Here is a 25,663-nt window from a genome sequence, read left to right as displayed (position 1 = left end):
TAACCTGCGGTCAACTCCAAGCTGAGCGCGCGGGCAGTAGCCTGGTTGGCATGCCACCAACCGTCAATATGGGGCCTCATATAGGGATGAGGGCGGGCGCAACCAGGTCGGCGATCGAGCCGGTGACCGGTAAGCGTGTGCTGCTGGCCGAGCCGCGCGGTTATTGCGCCGGCGTGGATCGCGCTGTGGAGACAGTCGAGCGTGCGCTGGAAAGGCACGGCGCACCCGTCTACGTCCGTCACGAGATCGTGCACAACCGCCATGTGGTGGACACTCTGGCCAAGGCCGGCGCGGTATTCGTCGAGGACAACGACGAGGTGCCGGAGGGCTCGATCGTGGTGTTCTCCGCCCACGGCGTCGCGCCGACGGTGCACACGACCGCCGCCGAGCGGCAGCTGAAGGTCATCGATGCGACGTGTCCGCTGGTCACCAAGGTGCACAACGAGGCCAAGCGATTCGCCCGCGACGACTACGACATTCTGCTGATCGGCCACGAGGGCCACGAGGAGGTCGTCGGGACCGCCGGTGAGGCCCCCGACCATGTGCAGCTGGTCGACGGGCCCGAGGCTGTCGAGGGTGTGACGGTCCGCGACGAGAACAAGGTGATCTGGTTGTCGCAGACCACGCTGTCCGTCGACGAGACCATGGAGACCGTCCAGCGGCTGCGCGCGCGTTTCCCGAAGTTGCAGGACCCGCCCAGCGACGACATCTGCTACGCCACGCAGAATCGCCAGGTCGCGGTCAAGGCGATGGCGCCGGAATGCGAGCTGGTGATCGTCGTCGGATCGCGCAATTCGTCGAACTCGGTGCGGCTGGTCGAGGTCGCGCTAGGCGCCGGGTCGCAGGCCGCGCATCTGGTCGACTACGCCGACGACATCGATCCGGCGTGGCTGGACGGCGTCACCACGGTCGGGGTCACGTCCGGGGCGTCGGTGCCGGAGGTGCTGGTGCGTGGCGTGCTGGAGCGGCTGGCCGAGTACGGCTACGGCACGGTGCAGCCCGTGACGACGGCCAACGAGACACTGGTGTTCGCGTTGCCTCGGGAAATCCGGCCGGCGCGCGGCGACGATGCAGTCCGCGCAGCGGACTGAGGAGAAGCCGCGCCATTAGGCCCCGCAGCTAGTTAGCGGTCGTAGTCCCAGTTCTCGCCGGCGGCCTTGCGTGGCCGCGGTGGACGCGATGTGGGCTCGTCCTGCGATTCGTCATTCCGGTAACGCACCCGCGAGATCGGGTGGTGGGTTGCGGTCGCGCGCGATGACCCGTTCGGCCCGGGCCTGCGGCGCGGCGGCGGGGTGGCGTCGTAGGGCTCGACGGGCTCCCGCGGTTCGAAGCGACTCGTCGGCCGACCCCGGCGGGCCTGGGTTTCACGGCGCACTTCCCAGGGCGGCCGACCACGCTGTTCGAGGTCGCGGGGCAATCTGCCGCGGCGAGGCGGCTCGGGTCCGTCGATTTCGTGGGTGGGACGGCGACGCCGGGCACGGTCGCGGGCCGGGTCTGCCGCCTCGCCCAGCGGGGGCCGCGGGCGACGGGTGCGCGATGCTTCCGGACGGCCGCCGGTCCTTCGGGCGGAGGCGGACCTGGTCGAACGCTCGACAGCGTGGGTTCGCCGGGTGCGCTGCCGGGCGGGCTTCTCGACCGCCTCGTCGTCGTCGGACTCGCGGTTGAACAGCGCCGACAGCCGCGCCACCAATCCGAACGCTCCGCCGGTGCTCGAGGTGTCCTCGGCGGCAGCGTCGTCGGACGCGGACGACGAGCGGTGGACCACCCGGTCGAGGCCCCACCGGACCAGGCCGATCAGCAGCACCGCCGCCGAGGTGAACAACATCAGCGGGAAGCGCTCGATCAGCGGGTAGCCGCAGTTGATCAGGAGGTCCTTGATTCCGGTGAACTTCGCCCCATGGAAGAGGAAGTAGGCGCCGGGCACCGCGCAGAACAAGATCAGCGGCGGCTGGATCACCGCGGTGAAGATGCCGGCCTGTCGCACGGCGAGCACGGCAGCGAGGCAGCCCACCACGTAGAGCCCGGAGAAGACGCTGGTCAGCTCCTTGCCGGAGCCGGCGTCGAACGCGAAGCCGACGGCGGCTCCGGTCACGGCGATGACCACCGCGGCCCACCACGGCAGACCAGGAACCGACGGAACGATCGAGCGGTGATCTGCCGTTACCGCCGACCGCGTCTGCTCTGCTGACACACGTCGACCGTACCGGCTCAGCGCCGAAAGACGCGTAACGACCTCGTTAGCGTTTGCGCGGGCGTGCCACACGCGCGCCTTCTCCTACACTTGGTTCCCTGTGAGCCTGAGCCTCGGGATTGTGGGTCTGCCCAACGTCGGTAAATCGACCCTGTTTAATGCGCTGACCAGAAACAACGTGGTTGCCGCCAACTACCCGTTCGCGACCATCGAGCCCAACGAGGGCGTGGTGCCGTTGCCGGATCCGCGGCTGGCCACCTTGGCGGAGATGTTCGCGTCCGAGAAGATCGTCCCGGCGCCGGTGACCTTCGTCGACATCGCCGGCCTGGTCGCCGGTGCGTCCGAGGGAGCGGGCCTGGGCAACAAATTCCTCGCCAACATTCGCGAGTGCGACGCGATCTGCCAGGTGGTCCGGGTGTTCGCCGACGACGACGTGACCCACGTCGCGGGCAAGGTCGACCCGAAGTCGGACATCGAGGTCGTCGAGACCGAGCTGATCCTGGCCGATCTGCAAACCCTCGAGCGCGCGGTGCCGCGGTTGGAGAAAGAGGCCCGCAATAACAAGGAACGCAAACCGCTGTTCGATGCCGCCGTGGCCGCACAGCAGACGCTCGACGGCGGAACTACGTTGTTCGCCGCGGGCGCCGATGCGGCACTGCTGCGGGAATTGAATCTGCTGACAACCAAACCCTTCCTGTACGCGTTCAACGCCGACGAGTCGGTGCTGACCGACGCCGACCGGGTCGCCGAGTTGCGTGCGCTGGTGGCGCCGGCGGATGCGGTGTTCCTGGACGCCAAGATCGAGGCCGAGCTCATCGAGTTGGACGAGGAGTCGGCCGCCGAGCTGTTGGAGTCGATTGGCCAGACCGAACGCGGCTTGGATGCGTTGGCGCGGGCGGGTTTTCACACTCTGAAGCTGCAGACCTACCTGACCGCCGGGCCCAAGGAGTCACGCGCCTGGACCATCCACCAGGGCGACACCGCGCCGAAGGCGGCCGGGGTGATCCACACCGACTTCGAAAAAGGCTTCATCAAAGCCGAAATCGTGTCCTACGACGACCTGGTCGCCGCCGGATCGATGGCCGCGGCGAAGTCCGCCGGCAAGGTCCGCATGGAGGGCAAGGACTACGTGATGGCCGACGGCGACGTTGTCGAGTTCCGGTTTGGAACGACGTCTACATCGAAGGCCAAGGCATAGGGGAACGGTCGTCTAAGGAGCGAGCCAGTAGCGTCGGCGCCATGATTGCATCGGCGGTGTCTGCACTCGCCAAGCGCCTCAACCGGAACGGTCGGCGAATCGGCCGCCCGTTCGACCCGAGTACCCAGCTGACGCCTCCCCACGGTCTGCGGTCGAGTTGGGTGCATTACGGAGTGATGGTGCCCGATCTTCCCGAGCCGCATCGAACGTTCGGGGTGATGTCGATCATCGGGACGCCGGGAATCGCGATCTTCTCCAACGATCACGCGATTGTCACCAGCGCGAGCGATACCGCCTACCTGGTGTCAGCCACCGCTGCCATGCGGGGCGAGGGTTTGCACACCTACTCGATCGCACGGGACTGCGAAATTCTCCCAGACGGCAGCCTCGTTCGCCTCGGCGACGATCTCACCATCGAGGGCAGTTATCCCGACTTCCGGCTCCAGCGGTTCCACCGTGATGTTGTGGTGGACCTCGACATCCAGGCAACGGATAAGGTCACGTACTTCGTTGACCTCCCTGGTGGCCTTTACACGCACTGGAGCCTTTTGTGTCGGTACAACGGTGCGGTCGGCGGCCTTTTAGTCGCCGGGTTGTGCACGCTCGAATACGCCAGCGGAGTTGGGCTGCACTCGATCCCGATACCCGGCACCCCCAACCTTCCGGTGCCGTTCTTCACCTACCACGTTCTGAACATCGACGAGCGCACACAGGTTTTGACGTCAAAGGTGTTGGGTGCAGGCGGGATTGAACTCATTTCCGCGACATGGGTTCGGGGCCTGGACGACTACGGGAGCGAGTTGCTCGATACCAGGTTCGACGTCGAGGAATACGAGCCCGCCCCGCGATCAACGCCAAGCGGCCGCGACATGCGACTGCCCGCCACGCTGACGTGGTCGGCGTATCTCCGGGGATCCGAGGTCATCAGCATCACTGGACGATGTCACGGGGATTGGGTGTACGGGCTGGGAGCCGGATTCGTAGGCAGCTACCACTACACCGGAAGCTTTCGCGGCAAAGCGATCGAAGGTATTGCGTATATCGAATACATCGACCTCCGATAGAAGATGGCCGATTGCGACGCGGTGGAGTTCCGGTTCCAAACAACGTCTCGTGGCAAGTCTGCTGGTCACTAGCAACTGCTCTTTGCGAGATGTCGTTCGTTCTTTACGCATTCGGCCCAATCGGACCGCTGCCTTCCGGGTCGTCGGTATGCTCCGGCGACATGGCCGACCCGCTCTTCGACGCCATCGAGCGAAAGCGGCTCGCCAACCTCCTCGATGAACTCGGTCCCGATGCGCCGACCCTCCTGGACCCTTGGACGACGCGCGATCTGGCCTCGCACCTTGTGCTCCGAGAGCACGACCTCATCGCGGCACCTGGGCTCGTCATCCCGGGTGCGTGGAGCCGCTTCGCCGAACGGCGCAGAAATGCACTCGCACACAGGGATTTCTCCTGGCTCGTTGACACGATCCGATCGGGGCCGCCACGGGGCTTCTTCCGCATCAATTGGGTGCGGCGATTACCCAACCTCAATGAGTTCTTTGTCCACCATGAGGACGTGCGTAGAGCCAACGGCCTTGCCCCGCGGGCGAACTCCCCCGCGATGGACGCGGCTCTGTGGCGCAACGTCAGTTTCGCGCCATGGTTGCTCGCTCGGCGACTACGCGATACTGGCCTTGAGCTCGAGTGGGCTGGGACGGGAAAGACCCTAAGGGTCCGGCGAGGGAAACCCGCGGCTCGCATCGTCGGACTGCCGGGCGAGCTGCTGTTGTATCTCTTCGGTCGTCAGCGCGCAGCGCGAGTCGACGTCAACGGGCCGGCTTGCGCGATCGAAGCCGTCGGGCGCGCGCAATTCGGCATGTAAGGGAGTCTCGACCGTCGGCATGAGGATCTCGCTGGCGGAGCCGACGGAGACGTCGTGGAGTTCCGCTTAAACGTCTAGGTCGAAGCAGTAGCAGGCGGCGCCTTGGCTGCGAACTCGCTTCTTGGAGTTGATCCGTTGGCTCGTACCTGCTGCACAACGACCCAGATTGCCGCAAGTATGGGGACCAACGTGTAGGGCACGTTGAAGATGTAGAACCAGGTGAGATTTATCGGTGGGACATCGCCCGATAGGTCCTCGATCAGGTAGATGCCATTCGCCACGACGGCCATCCCGACAAGCGGGAGTACGACATAGGACAGCCAGGGTGACTTCCGGAATAGTCCGTACGCTGCTAGGCCATAGAGAGGTCCGAACGCGAAGCCAAACCAGCCGGAGGTGACGAGCCACGATGGCGGGTTGCGGAATATCGGGTCAACTTCGTTCGCATACCAACCGGTGGACCTGTCGATGAGGCCGAACGTCGCCCCACCGTCCGATCCGAGCCATCCGATGAACAGCGCCGCGAACAGAATCGCCAGGGCGCAATCGATTTTCCGGCTCATACGTTGCTCCTCGGACGATGATCTCGCTCGACAAAGCATGCAGCGATGGTCGAGTTTACGAAGAGAAATCCCGCGACTGGTACCGGCGGCTCGCGTCGAATAGCCGGTTGCCGACGGCGACGTGGTGGAGTTCCGCTTCAACGTCTGGTGGCAGGGCGGCGGGGCGCTAGCGGGGGTTGAGTCGGAAGAGCGGAATCTGGCGTCCGACCGGTGCGGTCTTGGCGCGATAATCGCGGTAACCGGCGTAGACGTGCTCTGCGAGCGCGTAGAGGCGGCGATACTCGTCGGCATCGGTTACCTCGGTCGCCACAAAGCTCTCGCCGCCAAACTCGCACTCCGCGTGCGCCTTGAGGTTGTAATACCACTGCGGGTGTTTCGCGCCGCCGTAGTTGGAGGCCATCAGGATCGGATCGCGCCCATCGTGAAAGTAGGTGAGCTGAACCACTCGTGGCTGACCAGACTTTGCACCCGTGGTCTTCAGAGGTGCGTTGATAACCAATCCCATATTCATCCGTCCTGCAGTTGCCCGATGCAGCCACGGGTCGACGCGAGGTGCAAGGTGGCGCGCAAGAGACTGTCCCGGACGGGACCGGCCGAATCGCACATTGGCCTCATAGATGCGGCCACGTTTCTTGTGGGGATCCACGTAACGCAGCGGCATGCGTTGACCATATCCCGCTTCAACGTCTAGTCAGCCGCACAACGACCTTCCCGAACTCCGGTGGGTGGGCGTAGCGTCAGAGCCCAGTGAGAGATCAGCCCGGTGAAGGGAATGATCGATGCCTTGGACAATGTCATCCGGCCTACGCAGCAACGTCAGGAAGATCGCCGTGGCGGGGGTGCTTATCGCCGCGCCCATGGCCGCAGTGAGCATCCCGGCGTACGCGACGCCCGTCGGCACGCCGACTCCGCAGGCTGTCCGCCCGGCGCCGCTGCCGGCGGATCCGCCACAGCCACCTCCTCCGCCGCCGGCCCAACCGTCAAATGGTGAGTACTACAACCCGAATGACTCAGAAGACTGGTGGCCGTACGCCGGCACTGGCAGTTTCTGAACTAAATCAAGCCGTGCCGCGGAGTGCCCGGAGGCCACGCACGGTCTTGCTGATCAGTTCGCGTCGTTCGTCGATGGTCATCGAATCACCGCGGGGGGCGTGCACCCGCAGATAACCCTGTGTCACCAGGTCGTCGACCAGGAACCGAGTCGCGCCGAGTGGCAAGGACAGCTGCGAGGCGATCTCGGCGACCGAGGGGTTGTGCGCGCACGACGTCAGGATCTGGCCGCGCACATCGTTTTTCGGCCATCGCGGCGGCTTTGCTGTGGTGTCCAGCGCTTCGACCGGTGCCTCGAGTGCCAGGTCGATACCTGCGTCGGTGCGGCCGGCCGTCAGCGTGTACGGCCGGACCAGGCTCGGCTCGTCCGCGGCTTCCGGCCCGGTGAACCAGTCGCCCTCGGAGTGCGTCGGCCGGACAGGCGGCGAACTATGCGACACCGCGCGGTTCTTCAAGAACCACAAGGTCTGGTCGGCGTGCACCATCGCGCGCACCTCGCTGGAGACGACCTTGAGGATGGTGCGGTCGGTGTCGATGACGAACGTGGTCCGTCTGACCGGCAGCAGCCGGGCCAGCAGGCCACGGCGCCGCGTGTGCCGGCCACGTAGGGCCTCGTCACGCGCCAGGACGGATCTACGCAGCGTGGCGATCCTGCCGCGGCGCACCCCGAACAGTTCGGACACCACCCCGTCCGCGTCGGAGAGCAGCGGATAGTCGAACGCGCGCTGTCGGGCGAAGTGGGCCTGCCTGTCGACGGTGTCGGTGCTGATGCCCACCCGCTGGGCGCCCACCCTGGCAAATTCGTCGCTCAGATCCCGGAAGTGACACGCCTGGGCCGTGCAGATCGGTGAGGACGCCAGTGGGAAGAAGAACAGCACGACCGGACCCTCGGACAGCAGCGCCGACAGCGTCCGAGGCCGACCGGTGTGGTCGTACAAAGTGAAGTCAGGCGCCTTCTCGCCCGCGAACATCAGCAAAGATTAACGCGGCGAAGCTCTGCCGCGGCACGACTCGGATAATTCGGTCGTTGACGCCGGCCACCGGCCTGTTAAGCGCGCCGTGTAACTGGACCCGGCAACCCATCGGTCGGTTTACCTTGAGGGTTTCGAGTGATCAGGAGCGGATCGATGAGCGCTGGAAACGAAAAGATCGTGCTCGACTTCGTGCATGCGGCATACGGCGAGCACATGGACGTCGAGGCCATGGCCGCGCTGATGGCCGAAGACTTCGAATGGCAGCTCAATGTGCCGCTTTCGCCGGTCATCCGCGGACGCGACGCGGCACGCGCGGAGCTGGAGAAGCACAACCAGCTGGCTTCGGGAATGGTCGACGGCAGCGAGATCCGGACGGTCGTATCCAACGACGACACCGTCGTGGTGGAGCGGCTCGACGTGAACCTGATCGCGGGCAAACGGGTCACGTTTCACGTCACGGCGATTTTCGACGTCCGTGACGGGGCGATCACCTGCTGGCGGGAGTACTGGGATACCGGCGACATCGCTCGCCAGCTCGGCAGCGATCCGGGTCAGATGTTCGACCAGATCGGGTCCTGATCTACGCTCCGGATCATGAGCTGGACACCTGAGCAGCGGGTCCCTGGCGACCAGGCCGCAGTGACGACGCTTCGGTTACGTGCGAGCTGAACTCCCATGTCGATCCCGGTCAACGCAGACAACTTCGTGAGGGCGGAGACGCACCGGATGTTCGCCGACATCCAAGCGGTCGCAGGGGGTGTCGGGATCTTTCGGCACAACCGGACACCCGCCCGCATCGACGAACAAACGGTCATCCGCCTCAACCGGGACACGTTGTACAGCTTCGCGGTCGTCGATCTTGCCCAACCCGCTCGCCTGACCTTGCCGGACGCGGCCGGCCGGTATCTGTCGGCCATGGTCGTCAACGAAGACCACTACGTGAACGGCGTCATCCACGAAGCCGGTGAACACATACTCACCAAGGAGGACTTCGGTTCTCGCCACATCTTGGTCGGCGTCCGAATTCTGGTGGATCCCAACGACTCTGCGGACGTTGACGCTGTCGCGGCCTTACAGGACCGTCTCACGATCGAGGCGGGATCATCTGACCCCTTTGTCAAGCCGGACTACGATGCCGACAGCCTCGGCGCAACCCGCGACGCGTTACTCGCGCTGGCCCGCGGGCTCAACAACTTCGACCGGACCTTCGGTACGCAGGCGGACGTCGACCCGGTGCGTCATCTGATCGGAACCGCAGCCGGTTGGGGTGGGCTGCCCACGTCTGAGGCGACGTACTTCGGTGTGGACCCGAACCTTCCGCCCGGCGAGTACCAGCTCGTATTCAAAGATGTTCCGGTCGATGCGTTTTGGTCGGTGTCGGTGTACAACGCGAAGGGATACTTCGAGCCGAATGCGAAGGGCCTGTACTCGGTCAACAGCGTGACCGGCCAACCCAACGACGACGGCTCGATCGCCGTCCGCTTCATCGCCACCACCGACGGCGAGGTCCCGCCGAACGCGATCGTCACGCCGGAGGGCTGGAATTACCTGATCCGTTTCTACCGGCCGCGGCCGGAAATCCTCGATGGCAGTTGGACGCCGCCGCCGGTGCACGCAGCCACGGCGACCTGAGTTAGTGCGCGTCGTCGGCAGAGAAGACGTCGATCGGCCGCCCAATCGTCAACATCACCAGCGGGATCTGGCGGCTGGTCGACTGCTGATAGGTGAGGTAAGGCGGATACAGGTGGGCCATGTACGACCACACCTGATGGCGCTCCTCGGCTTCGGGTTCCCGCCAGGTTGCCTCGAACGCCTGCGTCGCGATCTGCACACCGATCGTGTTGCTCTGCAAGACATTCAAGTACCACCCGGGATGCGTGTCGGCGCCACCCTTCGAGGCGACGATGACGATCTCGCCGCCGACGTTGCCGTAGATCAGCGGCTTGACGTACACCTTCCCGGACGTACGGCCGACGACCTTGATCAGGCAGTGCGTGGTCAGCTCACGCCCCCCGACCTCGGTCAGGTCCAAGATGTGGCCGCGGGTGCCGCCGGAGGTCAGATAGTCCTCGAGGTGCTCGCTGATCCAGTCACCTCGCGCCGCTCGGATCGCAGCGGCATCGGCGTCGGCCATAGGTGACTCCTGAACGTAGACGGGGCGAAGTCATGTAACCACACGCCCAACCAACTGGTCAGGGCAGCCGTTGCCGGCGATGTCGTCGAATTGCACATCAACGTCCGGGTTATCACGGCACACTCACTGCTGTGAGAGTCGCCGTGGTCGGAGCCGGGCCTGGTGGCATCGCGATGGGGATCCAACTCGCGGACGCCGGCCACGACTTCACCATCTTCGATCGTGCCGACGGCTTCGGCGGCACCTGGCGCAACAACACCTATCCCGGTGCGGCCTGTGACGTTCCGTCGCACTTCTACTCCTACTCGTTCGCGCTCAACCCGCGGTGGAGCAAGACCTTCGCCAACCAGCCGGAGATTCTCGCTTACCTGGAGAAGGTCGCCGCCGAATACGGGCTCGGCGGACATCTCGTCGCACACTCGCGCGTCACCGAATTGCGTTGGGCCGACGAGATACAACGCTGGCACGTCACCACCGCGGATGGAACCACCAACGAGTTCGACGCCGTCGTGACCGCAGTCGGCATGCTCGACGTGCCCAACATTCCCGAGATCCCCGGCGCCGACCGATTCCGCGGCCGCACATTCCATTCGTCGGAATGGGATCACACGAAATCGACCGCGGGAGAACGTGTGGCGTCGATCGGCACCGGCGCCAGCGCGATCCAGTATGTCCCCGAGATCGCCGCCGAAGCCGCGCACCTGACCGTCTTTCAGCGCACGCCGATCTGGGTCAGCCCCCGCTACGACGAACCGTTCACCCCGGAACAACAGGCGCTCTTCGAGAGCGACCCCGACGAGGCGCGCAAAGTCCGCCACGAGGCCTTCATCGCATACGAGTCCGCGAACTTCGACGCCGACTCCGAGATGACCCACGGCCTCACCGACATGGCCCGCGATTACCTGGCCCGCAAGGTCACCGACCCGGAACTGCGCGCCAAGCTCACGCCGTCGTATCCCGTCGGCTGCAAGCGGCCCCTGCAATCGCGGGCGTGGTTCCCGACGTTCGCGAGGCCGAACGTGACCCTGGAAACGACGCCGATCGACGCGTTCACCGAACGCGGCCTGTGCACCGCCGACGGAGTCGAGCACGAATTCGATACCGTCATATACGGCACCGGCTTTCACGCCGCCGACTACCTGCTCAGCCTCGATGTGTACGGCATCGGCGGCCGCCGATTGTGCGATGACTGGCGCGAGGGCGCCGAAGCGTATCTCGGCACCGTGGTCCCCGGCTACCCGAACCTGTTCACCTTGTATGGACCCAACACGAACGGGGTCACATCCATCATCTACATCCTGGAAGCGCAGGCCGAATTCGTCCGCCGGATCCTCGACGAGATGGCGGCGGCCGGGGTGCGTGCCATCGACGTCCGCCGCGACGTCCACGACGACTACAACGACGAGATCCAGCGGGCGATGCAGGGCACCGTGTGGATGGCGAACTGCAACAATTACTACCGGCACGCCAACGGCAAGGTGGTGACCCAGTTTCCCTACAGCGGAACCACATTCGTGGATATGTTGGCGCGGGTCAAACTCGACGAATTCGACCGGAAGGGATGATCGCGTGCAGGGAATTCACCACGCGGCGATAGTCACCGCGGACGTCGACGCCGCTATGCGGTTCTGGCGCGACGGACTGGGCTTTACCGAGTTGTTCGACCACACCTTCACCGGCGACTGGCAGACGCTGTTCGCGGCGCAGACCGATCAGCTGCGCTCGATCTTCCTCGGCGATCCCCAGAATCCGGAGACCGGCATCGTGGAACTCGTCGTACTGGAAGGAAGCGAGCAGGCTCCGCCAAAGCCGGACCGTCCGGCGTTCGGCTTCTTCCTGTTGTCGTTGCAACGCGACGTCGACTCGACGCTGACGACGTTGGCGGGCTTGGGATTCGACGATGGGGTGCGGCGGATCGTCATGCCCGCCCCCGGTGGGAAGCGGGTGGACATGGCCGTGCTCGACGCCCCCGACGGCGTCCGCGTCGAGTTGATCGGCCCGCCGCGATGACCGCCGTCGTCACCGGTGGCGGCTCCGGCATCGGCCGCGCGGTCGTCCAGCGGCTGCGTGCGGCCGGGGGAGATGTCGTGGTCTGGGACATCGACAGCGGTGACATCGATTGCGACATCAGCGATCCCGAGTCCGTGTCGGCGGCCATCGACCGCACCATCGCCGACCATGGTGCGCCGGACCGGCTGGTGGCCTGCGCGGGAGTCGGCGCATCGGGTCTGCTGCTCGACCAGACGCCCGCCGACTGGCAGCGGGTGATCGACACCAACCTGACCGGGATGTGGCTGACCATGCGCGCGGTCGCCCGAGCGATGGTCGATCAGGGTTCGGGCGGCTCGATCGTCGCGGTGTCCAGCATCAGCGGCACGCTTGCCGACCGGGACATGGGCGCCTACTGCGTGTCCAAGGCGGGCATCGACATGCTGGTGCGGGTTGCGGCGCAGGAGTGGGGCGGGCACGGCATCCGCGTCAACGCCGTGGGCCCCGGCGTGACTCGCACACCGATGCTGGCCAACCCCGAGCAGTTGCCCGGCTGGGTTGAGGGATTGACCGAACGCACCGCGTTGGGCCGGCTGGGCGAGGCCGACGACGTCGCTGAAGCGATCGTTGCGGTGCTCGAAATGTCGTGGGTGACAGGACAGACCGTGTTCGCCGACGGCGGACTGGCGTTGCACAGTCCCATCGACTCGTACGGCCAGCTGCAACGCGTGATGGCCCGCCGGAGTCGTTGAACCGAATTGTCGGTCGGCGTCTTTACGATCAGCACATCGTGAAGATCACCTACCTGTTCCTCCCGGTCTACTTCGGTCTGATCGCGGGCCTGCTCGGACACGGCGTCTGGACGGGTGCGGCCGGCGCCGTCGTCGGCGGCGTGCTGGCCGTGGTGTTGTCGGCCGAGGCCATCCGGCGGCCGGGGTCGAGCATGGCCTCGATCGACGCCATGACCGGGGTCGAATTCGAGGACTACGTCGCCGCGCGGTTGCGACGGGCCGGCTGGCAGGTCGACTTCACCTCGGCGACCGGTGATTACGGCGTCGACCTGATCGCAGTGAAAGACGGTAGGTCGGTGGCGGTGCAGTGCAAGCGTTACGGCAGCCCGGTCGGAGTGGCGGCGGTGCAGCAGGTGGTCTCCGGTGCCCGTCACCACGACTGCAACAAGAGCATCGTCGTGAGCAATCAGGAGTTCACCCAGGCGGCCAAGCGACTGGCGTACACCCATGGCTGCCAGTTGATCGGCCGCAAGACGCTGGAGTCCTGGGTGCCGCCTCCCGCGCGACGCGCGGTTTAGGCCATACCGGCGTGAAAGCTGAGGCACACTCGGGGACATGGCCCGACGAGCGAGCACCCTGACGGTCGCGCTGTCCGCACTGTGTTTGGCGGGCGGCGTGGCTCACGCGGCCCCGGCGCCCACGTATCACTGGTGCCCCGGCCAGCAATGGGATCCGGGCTGGAGCCCGGTGCTCGACTGGGACTGGAATCAGTGCCACGACTGGCAGCGCGCGGGTGGACCGGCCCCGTTCAGCGCGGGGCCCTGGGGACTTCCGCCGCCGTGGGCGCCGCCGGCGCCGGCCCCGCCATCGTGGGCGCCCGGAGCCAACGTGATGTGGAATCAGACCGCTCGCGCCTGGGGCTTCTGGAACAACGGCATCTGGATGACGATCTGACCCAGGGCATTCTTGTCGGAGGTGTTGCTTAGCATCGCCCCATGAGATTCGTTTCGACCAGGATCATCACCGGTGACGTCCCACGGCTTGTTGGCTTCTACGAGAGAGTGACCGAGACCGCGGCGGTCTGGGGCAACGAGCTGTTCGCTGAGATTCCAACGCCGGTAGGCACTTTGGCCATCGGCAGCGATAAGACCGTGCCGCTGTTCGGCGCAGGATCCGCTGAGCCGGAAGCAAACAGAAGCATGATCGTCGAGTTCATCGTCGACGACGTGGACGCCGAGTACGAGCGATTGCGTGCGCACGTCGGCGAGATCGTGACGGCGCCGACGACGATGCCGTGGGGTAATCGCGCATTATTGTTCCGAGATCCGGATGGCAACTTGGTCAACCTCTTCACACCCGTCACTGAGGAGGCGCGTGCGAAGTTCGGGGTGTGATCGCTGGCTGGACAGTCAGCCTGAAACGACGGCGATCTCGGCACCCAACTGGTACGGCGCAACCAATGGAAGGCCGTCTCCACTCCAAAACCGGCCAGGGTCAAACCAATTAGACCGCTTCTCGGTTTCGATCAGGCCCATCTCCTCATAGGTGACCGCGACGGTCTCGGCGCAGTACGCCGACTCGAAGCCGCCCTTGCGTTGTTCGGCGCGGCGTCGACGCGTCGCTTCGCGAACCTTGCCGTCTATGACCGGAATTCCGCGGACCCAGTCGTACCTCGTCGGGAGCTGACCACGTAGCCATCGCAGCGTCAGCCGAGTGGTGGACGGAAACGGCGTACCGTCCATCCGGGCGATGACGCGCAACAGCCGGTTTTCCTGCTCGTGGTCCGCGTGCGGGGTCAGTTGGCGAAACCAGCATCGTTGCCCGTAGCGAGTCAGCCAGCGCTCGACGGCTTCCCGTGCGTCGTTGAGCTGCACGCCGCGGTGATTGGTGCCGGTCCAGAAGTCGGTGAGTTTGTCGCCGAGTTCGGCATGCCACATCAGCGGCGGCAGATCCTCGATCGCGACCGTCATACCGACGTGGTTGACCGGGCTGTTCGACATGGTCTGAATCGCGCGGTCCGGTCCGGAGTGTCCGCGAAACAGCCAGACGTCGCCGGTCCTGGTCTCCTCCAGCGCCTGGTCCAAGGTCACCGTGTGCGTATCCACCAACGAACCATATGCAGATACCGCCGCTGTCGGCATGCACTCGCGAATAACCTGAGCCGATGCGCACGATCTGGAAGTTGCTGGGATTGGCCGGGGTCGTCGGGGTGGCGGCCGGGGGAGTGCTGGTGGTTCGCGACCAGCGGCGACGGCGTGCCTACACGCCCAACGAGATCCGCGAGCGGCTGCACCAACGGCTCGCCGAGGCTGGGGAAGCCTGACCGGTCAGGCGACGGCGTAGAGCCGGTGCTTGCCGGCGAAGCCTTTCAACTCGGCGTCCCGGCCGTCGTCGAAGGAGATGTCCTCGCAGTTCTTGAGGGCGTCGCGCACGGCATCGCTCACCAGGATTTCGCCGCCGCCGGCTTCCGCGGCGACGCGTGCCGCCATCGCGACGTTACGACCAAAGAGGTCGTCGCCGCGGCGCACCGATCGACCCGTGTGGACGCCGATCCTGACCCGAATCCCGTTGTTTCGCTTACGTTGCGCGTCTTTCTGCAGCGCGTCCTGCATGTCGATGCCGCATCGCACCGCCTGCTCGGCGCGGGCGAACGCGATCATGAACCCGTCGCCCTGACTTTTCACCACGTGGCCGTCGCGCTGCTTGACCAGCTTGCGGACCAGTTTGTCGTGTTCGCCGATCAACTTCACCCAGGCGCGGTCGCCCACGCGCTCGTTGAGTGCGGTCGACTCCTCGATGTCGGAGAACAGGATTGCCACCTTGCCGTCTGGTGTCACCCTGGCCAGGTCGGGCCGTTCGACCTCGGCCCAGTCGGCGAGGTCCTCGATGGAGCTGCGCACCGCGGCGCCGAAGCCCTCTTTGCGGACCAGGTTCGCCGTCTGCCACACCGTCTTGACCGCCTCGCGACCGCTGGAGATCAGCCAGCTGCGATTGTCGGCGGTCCGCCGTAGTTCGTCGGCTTCGCGGCGAAGACGGGTCAGCAGCACCCACCCGATGGCCAGGGCTACGGCTTCGATCAATGCGATGCCGGCCAGCCCGTATACCGCCGTCAACAGGTGGTCGTGCATGTCACGCATCTTCCCTGATCGTGGCGCGGCGAAATAGCATGCCCTCCCTGTGTTTCCGGCGGGGAATCGAAAGATCAACTGCGAGTGTATGTTCCGATAACCGGATCGGCGGGTGTTTGTCCGGTTGCGTGAGCGGCTACATATCTGCTCTGTTCTGGTTGTCGGGCCGAAGTGCAGTGTTTAGGGTTGAGGCTGGCCGCGGGATCGTTTGCAAGTGTGCAGTCCGTGCTGACTAGTCGACTTTTCGTGGAGGTCCCGATTGGCCGAAGGCGGCGATAGCGACTCAGACCTGCTGGTGATCTTCGGGATCACCGGCGACTTGGCCCGCAAGATGACCTTCCAGGCCCTCTACCGCCTCGAGCGCCGGGGATTGCTGCAGTGTCCGATCGTTGGGGTGGCCAGCGACGACATCAGCAAGGACGAGTTGGTCAAGCGGGCCCGCGAGGCGATCGCGGGGGCCGGCGAGAAGATCGACGACAAGGTGTTCGACAAGTTGGCCGGCAGGTTGTCCTACCTGCACGGTGACGTCGTCACCGACAGTGCACTGTACGACGCGCTGGCCAAGCAGATCGGTTCGAAGCATCAGTGCCTCTACTACCTGGAGATGCCGCCCTCGCTGTTCGCGCCGATCGTGGAGAACCTGGGCAAGGCCGGCCTGCTGAAGCGTTCCCGCGTCGCGGTGGAGAAGCCCTTCGGTCACGACCTGACCTCTGCCCGCGAACTCAACGCCCGGCTGCGTGCCCTGTTGGGCGAAGAGCAGCTCTTCCGGGTGGACCACTTCTTGGGCAAAGAGCCGGTCGTCGAACTGGAGTACCTGCGCTTCGGCAACCTGGCCCTGGTCGAGTTGTGGAATCGCCACGTCATCTCCGAGATTCAGATCACCATGGCCGAGGACTTCGGCGTCGACGACCGCGGCAAGTTCTACGACGGGGTCGGCGCGCTGCGCGACGTCGTGCAGAACCATCTGCTGCAGGTGCTTGCCGGCGTGGCGATGGAGCCGCCGGTCGGCCCGAGCGCTGACGACCTGAACGACAGGAAGGCCGACGTGCTGCGGGCGATAGCGGCGGTGGACCCGGACCGCTGCGTCCGGGGTCAGTACCGCGGCTACACCGACGTGGACGGCGTCGCCAAGAATTCGCAGACCGAGACCTTCGTCGCGATGCGGGTGGAGATCGACAACTGGCGATGGCACGGTGTGCCGATCTTCCTGCGAGCGGGCAAGGCGATGACGGAGCGCGTGACCGAGGTGCGGTTGTTCACCCACCGCGTCCCGTCGCTCAGTTTCCTGCCGGAGCGCAGGCGGGCCGAGCCCAACCAGATCATCCTGCGCATCGACCCCGATCCCGGACTGCGCATCCAGTTGACGGCACTGGACGGCGACCGCTGGCGCGACCTGCACCTGGATTCGTCGTTCATGGCCGACCTGGGCGAGCCGCTGCTGCCATACGAGCGGCTGCTGCACGGTGCGCTGACCGGGGATCACCAACTGTTCGCCCGCGAGGACGCCATCGAAGAGACCTGGCGGATCGTGCAGCCGTTGCTGGACAACCCCGGCGAGATCCATCGCTACGAACCGGGCTCGTGGGGGCCGGACGCGGCGCGCGATTTGTTACGCGGACATCGCAGCTGGCAACAGCCGTGGCTAGCCGACAACCACCACTAAGGAAGCGAGACACCATGCAACTAGGGATGATCGGTTTGGGCCGAATGGGCGGCAACATCATCCGCCGAGTGGTCGATGCCGGACATGAGGGCGTGGTCTACGACCATGATCCGGACGTGGTGAAGTCCTTCGCCGGCGTCGACAACATCACCGGAGCGTCGTCGCTGTCGGATCTAGCCGAAAAGCTCAGTGCGCCAAGGGTTGTCTGGGTAATGGTGCCCGCCGGCACAATCACCACCGGGGTGATCGACGAGCTGGCGACGACGCTGGAGAAGGGCGACATCGTCATCGATGGCGGCAACTCGTATTACCGCGACGACCTGAAACACGCGAAGACGCTGTCCGAGAAGGGCATTCACCTCATCGACTGCGGCACCAGCGGTGGCGTGTGGGGCCGCGAGCGCGGCTACTGCCTGATGATCGGCGGCGATGACTACGCCTTCGAGCATGCCGAGCCGTTGTTCTCGATCATCGCGCCGGGCGTGGACGCCGCACCGCGTACCCCCGGCCGCGAGGGGGAGGTCGCGCAGCCAGAGAAGGGTTATCTCCATTGCGGTCCGACCGGCGCCGGGCACTTCGTGAAGATGGTGCACAACGGGATCGAATACGGAATGATGGCCTCGCTCGCCGAAGGGCTGAACATCCTGCGTAATGCCGACATCGGCAAGCGCATCGAGGCCGGCGACGCCGAGACCGCGCCTCTGTCGAACCCCGAGTGCTATCAGTACAACTTCGACATCGCCGACGTCGCCGAGGTGTGGCGGCGGGGCAGCGTCGTCGGTTCGTGGCTGCTGGACCTGACCGCGATCGCGTTGCACGAATCGCCTGAGCTGAAGGAGTTCTCCGGGCGGGTCTCTGACTCCGGCGAGGGCAGGTGGACGGCGATCGCGGCGATCGACGAGGGCGTGCCCGCACCAGTGCTGACGACCGCGCTGCAGTCCCGTTTCGCCTCGCGGAGTCTCGACGACTTCGCCAACAAGGCGCTGTCGGCCATGCGCAAGCAGTTCGGTGGGCATGCCGAGAAGCCGGGCGTGGGCGGCTAAACAGTCGCTAACGCGTCGCGAATGCCACCACGACGTCGCTGAAGGCATCGTTGTCGTCGCCCGCCGCGGTGTGGCCTGCACCGGACAACTCGACGAACTCGGCGTTGGGCACGGTCTCCAGAAAGTGCTGGACGCCTTCCGGGCTGACCACATCGGAGAGCTTGCCGCGGATCAGCAACACCGGAATCGTCAGGCCCGCGGCGGCGTGCTCGAACTTCTCGGTTCGCAATTCCGGGTCGTCGCCGGGCTTGGTCATGAAGGCAGGATCCCAGTGCCAGTACCAACGGCCGTCGCGCAGCCGCAGGTTCTTCTTCAGTCCCTCGGGGCTACGCGGCTTCTTCCGATACGGGAGATAGGCGGCGACGGCGTCGGCTGCCTCGTCGAGTGAGCCGAAACCGTGCAGGCCGCTGAACATGAAGTCGCGGATGCGGGCGCTGCCGTTCTTCTCGAACCGTGGCACGACGTCGACCAGCACCAACCCCGTGATGCGGTCGGGTCCGGCCTGATCGGCGGCCAAGATGCCGGTCAATCCGCCCATGCTCGCTCCGATCAGCATCACCTGCCGGTCGATGGCGTCGAGCACCTGCATGACGTCGGCGGTCATCGTGTCGACGTCGTAATCGGCGTCGGGCGCGCGATCGCTGTCGCCGTGGCCCCGGCTGTCCAGCGCGACCACGTGGAAGCCCTCGTCGGCCAGGATCTGGCCGGTGTTCTTCCAGGAATGCCGATTCTGGCCTCCGCCGTGCAACATCAGCACGGTCGGCCGATCGGCCGCCGCGTCGGCGCCGCGATTCCACTCGTCGGCGATCAGGGTGAGCCCCTGAACACCGGAAAACTCGACTGTCTGCGGAGCGCTGCTCACGGTTGTCACGGGCGGTCCTCTCGTCGATCGCACTCTGACGTTACCGAGATGACTTTTCGCCGTCGCCGGGGTCTACCCATGAGACATATCCGACGATGAACAGGAGGCGGTAATGCCCGCGATCACGCCCTCGCTGTGGTTCGACCACAACTTGGAGGAGGCGGCGACGTTCTACACGTCGATCTTCCCGAACTCGAAGATCGAGTTCCTCAACCGAAGCACCGACGCCGGACCCGGCGAGCCCGGCTCGGTCCTGTCCGGCACCTTTGTGCTGGACGGCAACCGGTTCATCGGGATCAACGGCGGCCCGCACTTCACGTTCAACGAGGCGGTGTCGTTCACCATCAACTGCAAGGACCAGGACGAGGTCGACTACTACTGGGACCGGCTCACCGACGGCGGCCAGGAGTCGCAGTGCGGCTGGTGCAAGGACCGATTCGGTCTGAGCTGGCAGGTCGTTCCCAACCGGCTGTATGAACTGGTCAGCCACCCGGATCCGGCACGGGCCACCGCCGCCACCCAGGCGATGTACGGCATGCGCAAGATCGTTATCGCAGATTTGGAGAGCGCCGCCGCATCGGTCTGAGCGGTCGGTACGTTAGGACGTATGCCCGATGATGGCCCGGCAGACGTCGTATACCTGCGGCCGATCCGATCGCCGGGTCATGTTGAGCGGATCGCCCTCGTCATCGGTCTCGTGGCGGGCGTGGTGTTGGCCGGGTTGGTTGGCTGGCTGGGTTTCCGGACCTACGAGGCCGAGCACCGGGAGGCGCATCGCAACCTCTTCGTCCAGACAGCGCAGGACGTCGCGGTCAACCTCAGCACCGTCGACTACGAGCACGCCGATGCTGATGCGCAACGGATCGCGGACTCGGCGACCGGCGGGTTCGCCGACAGCTTCGCCCGTCGGCGGCAGGCGTACGTCGATAGCGCGAACCGGAGCCGGTCGCGGCTGCTGGGTACCGTCACCGACGCCGGGCTGGAATCGCAGACCGGCGACCAGGGCCGGGTGCTGGTTGCGGTAACGGTGAAGTCCGCCGATCCCGCGCACGAGCCGCGGTTCCTGCGGATGCGGGTAACGGTGCAGAAGGTGGGCGACGTCGCCAAGGTCTCCGACGTCGCGTTCGTGTCATGACACAACGTCGGTCGATCAATTGGTCGCGCGTGCTGGTTTACGGCTTGCTTCCGGGTTTTGCGTTGCTGCTGGCGATGTCCGCGGGCTTGTTGAAGTGGAAAGACTCATCGATTCGCGGTATCGATGATGCCCGGAGCCAATCTGTCACGGCCGCAACGGATTCGACGGTCTCGGTGCTGACATTCCGATTCGACACCGTCGACCACGATGTGGCGGTCGCGCGGGAGAAGTTGACCGGCGAGTTCCTCGACACGTACACCACGCGGACGCAGCAGGAGCTGATTCCCAACGCGAAGCAGCGACACGTCGCCGCGAGCGCCCACGTGGCCGCGGCCGCGCCGGAGGCGGTGACGCCGAACAAGGCGACCGTCCTGTTGTTCGTCGACCAAAGCGTCAAGATCGGCGACGCTGCCCCGGAAGCAACCGAATCCAGTGTTCGAGTGACCCTCGACAAGGTCGGCGAACGCTGGCTGGTCTCCGACTTCGACCAGTACTAGCCACGTGAAGGATCAGGTGATGACCCGACCCGGCTGGATCGACGTTCACACTCCTGCTGTCGAATTGAAGGCGCTGACCTGGGGTCCGCCCGACGGCCCAATCGCGTTGTGCCTACACGGCTTTCCTGATACCGCCTACGGCTGGCGCAAGTTTGCGCCGCGATTGGCGGGAGCGGGCTGGCGAGTGGTGGCCCCGTTCATGCGTGGCTACGCGCCGTCGTCGATACCGTCCGACGGCAGCTACCACGTCGGGGCGCTGATGTACGACGCGCTTCAGGTGCGCTCGGCGGCGGGCGGTACTGACCGTGACGTGGTGATCGGCCACGACTGGGGTGCGATGGCGGCGAACGGGCTGGCTGCGATCCCGGACAGTCCCTTCGTCAAGGCGGTGATCATGTCGGTGCCGCCTGCTGCGGCGTTTCGCGGGAAGGTGCCCGATGCGGGCAGGTTGCTGGCCCAGATCCCACCCCAGCTGCTGCGTAGCTGGTACATCATGTACTTCCAATTGCCCTGGCTGCCAGAGCATTCCGCGTCCTGGGTGTTGCCGCGGCTGTGGAAGCGCTGGTCGCCGGGCTACGACGCGAAAGAAGATCTGCGCCACGTCGACGCCGCGATCGGCACGCCGGAGAGCTGGCGCGCGGCCCTGGGGCCGTACCGGGCGACGATCCGAAATACCCGACCGCCAGCGCAGTACCGCGAGTTGCATCGGCAGTGGACGTCGGCGCCCAAGCTGCCGAGCCTGTACTTGCACGGACGCGACGACGGCTGCATGACATCGGCGTTCACCCACTGGACGGGCAGGGCGCTGCCGGAGGGCAGTGACGTGACGGTGGTCGACCATGCCGGTCATTTCCTGCAACTCGACCAACCGGACCGGGCGGCCGACTTGGTGCTGGACTTCATCGGCGCCGCTGGGTAACGGCACTTGGACTCGCGTTCCGCCGTGATCGGTGTCACTCTTAGCCATGACTGTCCGTCCTTTTCTTCCGGCCCTCGCCGTCGCCGCTGCGCTGATGACGGGAGCTGTTGCCCAGGCTGACCCGCAGGACGACCAGTTCTTGGCGCTGCTGGCAAGAGACGGAATACCCGGCGGCCCGCCGGATCAGTTGATCGCTCTGGCGCATGAACGGTGCAATGACGACAGCCTTCCCCGCTCGGCAATATTCACCCTCCACTTCGGCGCGCAGCCAAGCCCTTTCAGCAGTGCCATGTTGCAGCTGGCCGCGAAGCTGGAAGGCCAAGGCGTGCCGGGTCCGCAGGTGCGGCCGTTCTTGCTGGACGCCATCAGCGTCTACTGTCCCGACGCGCACAGCTAGTCGCGCGCCGGACTTCATCGGCCCAGCCTGTTAGGCCGCCTCGTCGTCTTCTGCCCGCAGCAGCTTTTCGGGATGGTGGAAGTTATTGACGCGGGGTTGTCCGCCGTCGAGGTGTGGTGGTGGGATCCATTCGGTTTCTCCGCGTTGGTTTTTGCGGGTGATCCAGCCGTTGTCGAGGAGTTTGTGGTGGGGTCCGCAGGCCAGTGTCAACTCGCGGATGTCGGTTCGCTTGGACTTGGCCCACGGGTCGGTGTGGTGCACTTCGGTGAGGTAACCGGGCACGTCGCAACCGGGGAAAGAACAGCCGCGGTCCTTGCCGTAGAGCACGATTCGTTGCCCGGCTGAGGCCAGCCGCTTGGTGTGGTAGAGCCCGACGGCTTTGCCTTTGTCGAAGATCGCGAGGTAGTGGTGCGCATGTCGAGCCAGTCGGATGACGTCGGCCATCGGTAGCAGCGTGCCGCCGCCGGTGAGTGCTTTGCCGCAACCGGCCTCGAGGTCTTGCAGCGTCGTCGTGACGACGATGCTCGCCGGTAGCCCGTTGTGCTGTCCGAGATCACCAGAGGCCATCGCTGCGCGGGCCAGCGCGAGCAGCGCGTCGTGGTTGCGTTGGCCGGCGGAGCGGGTGTCACCCTCAATGGCGGCCTGCGACGGAGTGCCGCTGAGGCACGGCGACTCATCTGCGGAATTGCACATTCCCGGCGCGGCCAACTTGACCAACACGGCATCGAGGGTGGCGCGGGCCTCCGGTGTCAGGTAGCCGGTAATAGGTGACATCCCATCGATGTCCTGCTTGCCAATGGTGAGACCCCGCCGCCGGGCTCGGTCGTTCTCGGTGAAGTCGCCGTCAGGGTTGAGGCAATCGGTGAGCTTGTCGGCCAGCTTGCTCAGTTCGTCGGGGCGATGCTCGCCGGCCAGCCGGGCCAGTTGCGCCTCGGCCCGCTGGCGGGTCTCGATGTCGACAAAATCGGGAAGCCGGTGCCAGAAACCGCGAATGACCGCGACGTGGCCGGGCCCGATCTTGCCGTTGCGCTGCGCTTCGGCGGTCGCCGGCAACACGGGTTCCAAAGGTTCGCCGGTCAGCGCTGTGCGCTCGCCAAGTTCGGCGGCCTCGTGGATGCGCCGCGATGCCTCGCCGCGGCTGATCAGCAGCCGGTTGGCCAATGCCGGCGCCAGTTTGCCGCCCAACTCGGTCTCGTCGGCCTGCCCGGCGAGCTGGTTGATCAACGAATGTTCGACCGCCGGCAACTGGCGGCGTAGCTCCTCGCAGCGCTGCAACAATGCCAGCCGTTCCGGGGTGGTCAGTGCGTCGAAACGCAGGTCCAGGGCACGCTTGAGGTATGACCGAAGCCCGTCGAACATCTCGACGATCTCCTCACGGCTATTCGAACGCATGTTCGAATTATAGCGAGAGGCGCCGACAGGAGGCCACCGGCAATCTCCGGTCTGTGGATAAACCCTCGACTGTGGATTGCCTAGGATGCAGAGATGCCGGCCCGCATGACCGCGGTCGACGCGCAGTTCTACTGGATGTCGGCCAAGGTTCCGAGCGACCAGTTCCTGCTCTACGCATTCGACGGTGTGCCAACAGATTTCGAGCGCGCCGTCGATGAAGTGAAGCGACGCGCCCAAGAGTGCCCAGCTTTAAGGCTTCGCATTGAGGACGGATCGCCGCTGACCTACCCGCGATGGGTACCGGCAACCGTCGGGCCCACGCGGCTACAGCGCCACCGACTTGACGACGATAGCTGGCAGGGCTGCCTCGACGCGGTGGTCCGGCTCGCCGATGATCAGCTCGATATTCGCCGGGCGCCGTGGCTCCTGCACATCTTCACGCCGGTTCAGGGCGTGCCGAAGAGCACCGGACCGGGCACGCTCGCCGTCGTGCAAGTCGCGCATGCGCTGGCGGACGGCACCCGCGCTTCGGCGTTAGCCGCCTGGCTGTTCGGCCGCCCCACGCCGGTACCCGAGATCAGCCCCGCGGCCACCGGCTTCCTGCCGCGGCGAGCCGTCGCCGCCGCCCGCGCCCATCGTCGACTCACCCGCGACATCGACGCCGGCTTGCTGATCGCGCCGCCGCGGCCGCGTCCTCCGCTGCCCACCAATGCCCGGCCCGGCAGCACCCGCGCCCTGCGTACGCTGGTGCGACAACGCTCGCCGCTACCCGGCCCCACTGTGACCGTGGCGGCGCTGGCCGCGGTGTCCGACGCCATATCCGCCCGCCTGGGTGACGAAGTGGCATCGCTGGCCGCCGAGGTGCCGATGGCCAAACCTGGTGCGCCGCAAGCCAACAATCACTTCTTCAACGCAACGGTCGGTTTGTATCCGAAGCTGGACCGGCCAGCCCGTGCCGAACGGATCGCCGCCGACCTCGCCCAGGCCCGTCGGCGCTCGCAACATCCGGCCGCACGCGCAGCCGACCGGGCGTTCGCCGCGGTGCCGGCTCCGCTGTTGCGTTGGGGGGTTGGCCATTTCGATCCCGACGTTCTTCCGACACAGGTATCCGGAAATACCGTGATCTCGAGCGTGAACCGCGGCGCCGCAGACCTGAGTTTCGGTGGCGCGCCGGTGCTGCTGACCGCGAGCTACCCTGCGCTGTCGCCGGCGATGGGGCTCACCCACGGTGTGCACGGGATCGGCGACACCATTGCGATCAGTGTGCATGCGGCGGAGTCGGCGATCGGCGACATCGACGACTATGTTGCGCTCCTAGACGCTGAGTTGTGATCAGGCGTCGTCGTTTTCGCGGGTCAGACCAGCGGCGAGGATCAGCTCTTCATGGAGTTCGAACCACACGGTGTGGTAGGAGTCGATCAGCGGGCGGGACAGCCATAGCGTCTCGCCGGCATGCACATTGTCCAGCGCTGTCTGCAGCTTCGTCGAGTAGCGGCTCAGTCGGGGGAGTTGGGCAGCCGCGGCGGCGACGATCGGCGTAACCCGTTGGTGTACAACGTCGAGCCGGGCCAGCACGGCGGCGTCGTAGTCGGGGTCGTCATGCGCGTTGGGCTGACCACTCCTGAGCTGCCAGTCGGTGACCAGCGCTTTGAATTCACCGTTCACGGCTCGAAAGTCGTTATATACAGCTGATATTGCGTCCTGGTCGACATGCGTGCGTTCGGCGGTCAGCAACTCGTCGAGTCGAACGCGGCCCTCAGGACTGAGGCGTAGCGCCGGACCGTCCAGCAGCAGACCCGCCGCGATGAGATCGCCTACCAGCTCACCCGGATCCTCAGCCAGCGTGGCGGCCAGGTCGGCGCGGCTCACCCGGCCCTTCAGCCGAACCGCTTGCAGCACAGCCAGGTCGGTCATCGGCGCCGCTCCTCAG

Annotated in this window: 32 protein-coding genes; 22 read left to right on the top strand and 10 right to left on the bottom strand. The window is 65.6% G+C overall.

What is annotated here, in order from left to right:
* Nucleotides 1-50: 50 nt before the first annotated feature.
* A complete protein-coding gene (locus tag G6N27_RS10220; RefSeq protein ID WP_163776232.1) occupies nt 51-1,091 on the top strand; it encodes a 4-hydroxy-3-methylbut-2-enyl diphosphate reductase in 1,041 nt (346 codons plus the stop codon).
* 32 nt (nt 1,092-1,123) lie between these two features.
* On the opposite strand, the gene G6N27_RS10215 is transcribed toward G6N27_RS10220, so the two are convergent.
* The gene (locus G6N27_RS10215) at nt 1,124-2,191 is read right to left on the bottom strand and encodes a DUF6542 domain-containing protein (RefSeq protein WP_163776231.1); all 1,068 of its coding nucleotides are present in this window, start codon (nt 2,189-2,191) and stop codon (nt 1,124-1,126) included.
* A gap of 100 nt (nt 2,192-2,291) precedes the next feature.
* On the opposite strand from G6N27_RS10215, the gene ychF reads away from it, so the two are divergent.
* From ychF to G6N27_RS10200, 3 genes are all read left to right on the top strand, one after another.
* Nucleotides 2,292-3,389, top strand: coding sequence for a redox-regulated ATPase YchF (gene ychF / locus G6N27_RS10210; RefSeq protein ID WP_163776230.1), 1,098 nt, complete (start codon nt 2,292-2,294; stop codon nt 3,387-3,389).
* Nucleotides 3,390-3,430: 41 nt separating this feature from the next.
* A complete protein-coding gene (locus G6N27_RS10205) occupies nt 3,431-4,453 on the top strand; it encodes a DUF6670 family protein (RefSeq protein ID WP_163776229.1) in 1,023 nt (340 codons plus the stop codon).
* Between the two features lie 161 nt (nt 4,454-4,614).
* Nucleotides 4,615-5,256, top strand: a complete 642-nt coding sequence (locus G6N27_RS10200; RefSeq protein ID WP_163776228.1) for a TIGR03085 family metal-binding protein — start codon at nt 4,615-4,617, stop codon at nt 5,254-5,256.
* Between the two features lie 74 nt (nt 5,257-5,330).
* Here the strand turns inward: G6N27_RS10200 and G6N27_RS10195 are convergent, their stop codons facing one another.
* Together G6N27_RS10195 and G6N27_RS10190 are read right to left on the bottom strand one after the other, a co-directional pair.
* Nucleotides 5,331-5,819 (bottom strand): DUF2781 domain-containing protein, encoded by a 489-nt coding sequence (locus G6N27_RS10195; protein ID WP_163776227.1) that lies wholly within the window; start codon nt 5,817-5,819, stop codon nt 5,331-5,333.
* Nucleotides 5,820-5,985: 166 nt separating this feature from the next.
* The gene (locus tag G6N27_RS10190) at nt 5,986-6,480 is read right to left on the bottom strand and encodes a nitroreductase family deazaflavin-dependent oxidoreductase (protein WP_163776226.1); all 495 of its coding nucleotides are present in this window, start codon (nt 6,478-6,480) and stop codon (nt 5,986-5,988) included.
* A 169-nt stretch (nt 6,481-6,649) separates the two neighbouring features.
* Here G6N27_RS10190 and G6N27_RS10185 point away from each other — a divergent pair, with 169 nt between their 5' ends.
* A complete protein-coding gene (locus G6N27_RS10185) occupies nt 6,650-6,871 on the top strand; it encodes a hypothetical protein (RefSeq protein WP_163776225.1) in 222 nt (73 codons plus the stop codon).
* A gap of 6 nt (nt 6,872-6,877) precedes the next feature.
* Here the strand turns inward: G6N27_RS10185 and G6N27_RS25500 are convergent, their stop codons facing one another.
* The gene (locus tag G6N27_RS25500; RefSeq protein ID WP_163776224.1) at nt 6,878-7,840 is read right to left on the bottom strand and encodes a peroxiredoxin; all 963 of its coding nucleotides are present in this window, start codon (nt 7,838-7,840) and stop codon (nt 6,878-6,880) included.
* A gap of 156 nt (nt 7,841-7,996) precedes the next feature.
* Here G6N27_RS25500 and G6N27_RS10175 point away from each other — a divergent pair, with 156 nt between their 5' ends.
* Both G6N27_RS10175 and G6N27_RS10170 read left to right on the top strand, forming a co-directional pair.
* On the top strand, nt 7,997-8,422 hold the full coding sequence (locus G6N27_RS10175) for a limonene-1,2-epoxide hydrolase family protein (protein ID WP_163776223.1): 426 nt from the start codon (nt 7,997-7,999) through the stop codon (nt 8,420-8,422).
* Nucleotides 8,423-8,518: 96 nt separating this feature from the next.
* Nucleotides 8,519-9,475, top strand: a complete 957-nt coding sequence (locus tag G6N27_RS10170) for a DUF1214 domain-containing protein (protein WP_163776222.1) — start codon at nt 8,519-8,521, stop codon at nt 9,473-9,475.
* Between the two features lies 1 nt (nt 9,476).
* Here G6N27_RS10170 and G6N27_RS10165 read toward each other — a convergent pair whose 3' ends face one another.
* On the bottom strand, nt 9,477-9,977 hold the full coding sequence (locus tag G6N27_RS10165; RefSeq protein WP_163776221.1) for a nitroreductase/quinone reductase family protein: 501 nt from the start codon (nt 9,975-9,977) through the stop codon (nt 9,477-9,479).
* Nucleotides 9,978-10,108: 131 nt separating this feature from the next.
* Here G6N27_RS10165 and G6N27_RS10160 point away from each other — a divergent pair, with 131 nt between their 5' ends.
* From G6N27_RS10160 to G6N27_RS10135, 6 genes are read left to right on the top strand one after another with little or no spacing between them, the layout of a single operon-like run.
* Nucleotides 10,109-11,542 carry a flavin-containing monooxygenase gene (locus G6N27_RS10160; protein WP_232064937.1) on the top strand — a complete coding sequence of 478 codons (1,434 nt, stop codon included), beginning with the start codon at nt 10,109-10,111 and terminating at the stop codon, nt 11,540-11,542.
* A gap of 4 nt (nt 11,543-11,546) precedes the next feature.
* Nucleotides 11,547-11,987, top strand: a complete 441-nt coding sequence (locus G6N27_RS10155) for a VOC family protein (protein WP_163776220.1) — start codon at nt 11,547-11,549, stop codon at nt 11,985-11,987.
* On the top strand, nt 11,984-12,718 hold the full coding sequence (locus G6N27_RS10150) for an SDR family NAD(P)-dependent oxidoreductase (RefSeq protein ID WP_163776219.1): 735 nt from the start codon (nt 11,984-11,986) through the stop codon (nt 12,716-12,718). The genes G6N27_RS10155 and G6N27_RS10150 overlap by 4 nt, the downstream gene beginning before the upstream one ends.
* 38 nt (nt 12,719-12,756) lie before the next feature.
* On the top strand, nt 12,757-13,275 hold the full coding sequence (locus G6N27_RS10145) for a restriction endonuclease (RefSeq protein ID WP_232064936.1): 519 nt from the start codon (nt 12,757-12,759) through the stop codon (nt 13,273-13,275).
* 37 nt (nt 13,276-13,312) lie between these two features.
* On the top strand, nt 13,313-13,651 hold the full coding sequence (locus G6N27_RS10140) for a hypothetical protein (protein ID WP_163776218.1): 339 nt from the start codon (nt 13,313-13,315) through the stop codon (nt 13,649-13,651).
* Between the two features lie 41 nt (nt 13,652-13,692).
* Nucleotides 13,693-14,091, top strand: coding sequence for a VOC family protein (locus tag G6N27_RS10135; RefSeq protein WP_163776217.1), 399 nt, complete (start codon nt 13,693-13,695; stop codon nt 14,089-14,091).
* Between the two features lie 15 nt (nt 14,092-14,106).
* On the opposite strand, the gene G6N27_RS10130 is transcribed toward G6N27_RS10135, so the two are convergent.
* Complete coding sequence (locus G6N27_RS10130; protein WP_232064935.1) at nt 14,107-14,802, bottom strand: guanylate cyclase; 696 nt, start codon at nt 14,800-14,802, stop codon at nt 14,107-14,109.
* 59 nt (nt 14,803-14,861) lie between these two features.
* On the opposite strand from G6N27_RS10130, the gene G6N27_RS25055 reads away from it, so the two are divergent.
* Nucleotides 14,862-15,020: a hypothetical protein gene (locus tag G6N27_RS25055; RefSeq protein ID WP_170308165.1), complete on the top strand. Its 159-nt coding sequence runs from the start codon at nt 14,862-14,864 to the stop codon at nt 15,018-15,020.
* Between the two features lie 4 nt (nt 15,021-15,024).
* On the opposite strand, the gene G6N27_RS10125 is transcribed toward G6N27_RS25055, so the two are convergent.
* Entirely contained in the window at nt 15,025-15,834 is an 810-nt protein-coding gene (locus G6N27_RS10125; RefSeq protein ID WP_179963369.1) for an adenylate/guanylate cyclase domain-containing protein, read from the bottom strand.
* A gap of 250 nt (nt 15,835-16,084) precedes the next feature.
* On the opposite strand from G6N27_RS10125, the gene G6N27_RS10120 reads away from it, so the two are divergent.
* Nucleotides 16,085-17,488, top strand: coding sequence for a glucose-6-phosphate dehydrogenase (locus G6N27_RS10120; protein ID WP_163776215.1), 1,404 nt, complete (start codon nt 16,085-16,087; stop codon nt 17,486-17,488).
* A gap of 14 nt (nt 17,489-17,502) precedes the next feature.
* The gene (gnd, locus tag G6N27_RS10115; protein WP_163776214.1) at nt 17,503-18,531 is read left to right on the top strand and encodes a phosphogluconate dehydrogenase (NAD(+)-dependent, decarboxylating); all 1,029 of its coding nucleotides are present in this window, start codon (nt 17,503-17,505) and stop codon (nt 18,529-18,531) included.
* Between the two features lie 7 nt (nt 18,532-18,538).
* Here gnd and G6N27_RS10110 read toward each other — a convergent pair whose 3' ends face one another.
* Nucleotides 18,539-19,402 (bottom strand): alpha/beta fold hydrolase, encoded by an 864-nt coding sequence (locus G6N27_RS10110; RefSeq protein ID WP_163776213.1) that lies wholly within the window; start codon nt 19,400-19,402, stop codon nt 18,539-18,541.
* A 103-nt stretch (nt 19,403-19,505) separates the two neighbouring features.
* Here G6N27_RS10110 and G6N27_RS10105 point away from each other — a divergent pair, with 103 nt between their 5' ends.
* Genes G6N27_RS10105 through G6N27_RS10085 form a run of 5 tightly spaced genes read left to right on the top strand, consistent with a single transcriptional unit; the run spans nt 19,506 to nt 22,341 of the window.
* Nucleotides 19,506-19,979: a VOC family protein gene (locus G6N27_RS10105; RefSeq protein WP_163776212.1), complete on the top strand. Its 474-nt coding sequence runs from the start codon at nt 19,506-19,508 to the stop codon at nt 19,977-19,979.
* A gap of 21 nt (nt 19,980-20,000) precedes the next feature.
* Complete coding sequence (locus tag G6N27_RS10100; protein ID WP_163776211.1) at nt 20,001-20,528, top strand: mammalian cell entry protein; 528 nt, start codon at nt 20,001-20,003, stop codon at nt 20,526-20,528.
* Nucleotides 20,525-21,025 carry a hypothetical protein gene (locus G6N27_RS10095; protein WP_232064933.1) on the top strand — a complete coding sequence of 167 codons (501 nt, stop codon included), beginning with the start codon at nt 20,525-20,527 and terminating at the stop codon, nt 21,023-21,025. Before G6N27_RS10100 ends, G6N27_RS10095 begins: the two co-directional genes overlap by 4 nt.
* A 19-nt stretch (nt 21,026-21,044) precedes the next feature.
* Nucleotides 21,045-21,944 (top strand): alpha/beta fold hydrolase, encoded by a 900-nt coding sequence (locus G6N27_RS10090; RefSeq protein WP_163776210.1) that lies wholly within the window; start codon nt 21,045-21,047, stop codon nt 21,942-21,944.
* A 46-nt stretch (nt 21,945-21,990) separates the two neighbouring features.
* Nucleotides 21,991-22,341 carry a DUF732 domain-containing protein gene (locus tag G6N27_RS10085; protein WP_163776209.1) on the top strand — a complete coding sequence of 117 codons (351 nt, stop codon included), beginning with the start codon at nt 21,991-21,993 and terminating at the stop codon, nt 22,339-22,341.
* A gap of 30 nt (nt 22,342-22,371) precedes the next feature.
* Here G6N27_RS10085 and G6N27_RS10080 read toward each other — a convergent pair whose 3' ends face one another.
* Nucleotides 22,372-23,733: an HNH endonuclease signature motif containing protein gene (locus tag G6N27_RS10080; RefSeq protein ID WP_163776208.1), complete on the bottom strand. Its 1,362-nt coding sequence runs from the start codon at nt 23,731-23,733 to the stop codon at nt 22,372-22,374.
* Between the two features lie 105 nt (nt 23,734-23,838).
* On the opposite strand from G6N27_RS10080, the gene G6N27_RS10075 reads away from it, so the two are divergent.
* Nucleotides 23,839-25,065 carry a WS/DGAT domain-containing protein gene (locus G6N27_RS10075; protein WP_163781602.1) on the top strand — a complete coding sequence of 409 codons (1,227 nt, stop codon included), beginning with the start codon at nt 23,839-23,841 and terminating at the stop codon, nt 25,063-25,065.
* On the opposite strand, the gene G6N27_RS10070 is transcribed toward G6N27_RS10075, so the two are convergent.
* Complete coding sequence (locus G6N27_RS10070) at nt 25,066-25,647, bottom strand: MarR family transcriptional regulator (RefSeq protein ID WP_163776207.1); 582 nt, start codon at nt 25,645-25,647, stop codon at nt 25,066-25,068.
* Nucleotides 25,648-25,663: the final 16 nt, after the last annotated feature.

This window comes from Mycobacterium cookii, assembly GCF_010727945.1.
Taxonomy (GTDB): Bacteria; Actinomycetota; Actinomycetes; order Mycobacteriales; family Mycobacteriaceae; genus Mycobacterium; species Mycobacterium cookii.
This window is presented reverse-complemented; position numbering and strand designations above follow the sequence as displayed.

Coding starts and splice junctions, on each gene's coding strand:
- G6N27_RS10175 (WP_163776223.1), top strand. CDS start 7,997: ATGAGCGCTGGAAACGAAAAGATCGTGCTCGACTTCGTGCATGCGGCA.
- G6N27_RS10100 (WP_163776211.1), top strand. CDS start 20,001: ATGCCCGATGATGGCCCGGCAGACGTCGTATACCTGCGGCCGATCCGA.
- G6N27_RS10135 (WP_163776217.1), top strand. CDS start 13,693: ATGAGATTCGTTTCGACCAGGATCATCACCGGTGACGTCCCACGGCTT.
- G6N27_RS25500 (WP_163776224.1), bottom strand. CDS start 7,840: ATGTTCGCGGGCGAGAAGGCGCCTGACTTCACTTTGTACGACCACACC.
- G6N27_RS10140 (WP_163776218.1), top strand. CDS start 13,313: ATGGCCCGACGAGCGAGCACCCTGACGGTCGCGCTGTCCGCACTGTGT.
- G6N27_RS10205 (WP_163776229.1), top strand. CDS start 3,431: ATGATTGCATCGGCGGTGTCTGCACTCGCCAAGCGCCTCAACCGGAAC.
- G6N27_RS10075 (WP_163781602.1), top strand. CDS start 23,839: ATGACCGCGGTCGACGCGCAGTTCTACTGGATGTCGGCCAAGGTTCCG.
- gnd (WP_163776214.1), top strand. CDS start 17,503: ATGCAACTAGGGATGATCGGTTTGGGCCGAATGGGCGGCAACATCATC.
- G6N27_RS10095 (WP_232064933.1), top strand. CDS start 20,525: ATGACACAACGTCGGTCGATCAATTGGTCGCGCGTGCTGGTTTACGGC.
- G6N27_RS10085 (WP_163776209.1), top strand. CDS start 21,991: ATGACTGTCCGTCCTTTTCTTCCGGCCCTCGCCGTCGCCGCTGCGCTG.
- G6N27_RS10080 (WP_163776208.1), bottom strand. CDS start 23,733: ATGCGTTCGAATAGCCGTGAGGAGATCGTCGAGATGTTCGACGGGCTT.
- G6N27_RS10150 (WP_163776219.1), top strand. CDS start 11,984: ATGACCGCCGTCGTCACCGGTGGCGGCTCCGGCATCGGCCGCGCGGTC.
- G6N27_RS10220 (WP_163776232.1), top strand. CDS start 51: ATGCCACCAACCGTCAATATGGGGCCTCATATAGGGATGAGGGCGGGC.
- G6N27_RS10105 (WP_163776212.1), top strand. CDS start 19,506: ATGCCCGCGATCACGCCCTCGCTGTGGTTCGACCACAACTTGGAGGAG.
- G6N27_RS10090 (WP_163776210.1), top strand. CDS start 21,045: ATGACCCGACCCGGCTGGATCGACGTTCACACTCCTGCTGTCGAATTG.
- G6N27_RS10200 (WP_163776228.1), top strand. CDS start 4,615: ATGGCCGACCCGCTCTTCGACGCCATCGAGCGAAAGCGGCTCGCCAAC.
- G6N27_RS10125 (WP_179963369.1), bottom strand. CDS start 15,834: ATGCGTGACATGCACGACCACCTGTTGACGGCGGTATACGGGCTGGCC.
- G6N27_RS25055 (WP_170308165.1), top strand. CDS start 14,862: ATGCGCACGATCTGGAAGTTGCTGGGATTGGCCGGGGTCGTCGGGGTG.
- G6N27_RS10070 (WP_163776207.1), bottom strand. CDS start 25,647: ATGACCGACCTGGCTGTGCTGCAAGCGGTTCGGCTGAAGGGCCGGGTG.
- G6N27_RS10190 (WP_163776226.1), bottom strand. CDS start 6,480: ATGCCGCTGCGTTACGTGGATCCCCACAAGAAACGTGGCCGCATCTAT.
- G6N27_RS10170 (WP_163776222.1), top strand. CDS start 8,519: ATGTCGATCCCGGTCAACGCAGACAACTTCGTGAGGGCGGAGACGCAC.
- G6N27_RS10195 (WP_163776227.1), bottom strand. CDS start 5,819: ATGAGCCGGAAAATCGATTGCGCCCTGGCGATTCTGTTCGCGGCGCTG.
- G6N27_RS10165 (WP_163776221.1), bottom strand. CDS start 9,977: ATGGCCGACGCCGATGCCGCTGCGATCCGAGCGGCGCGAGGTGACTGG.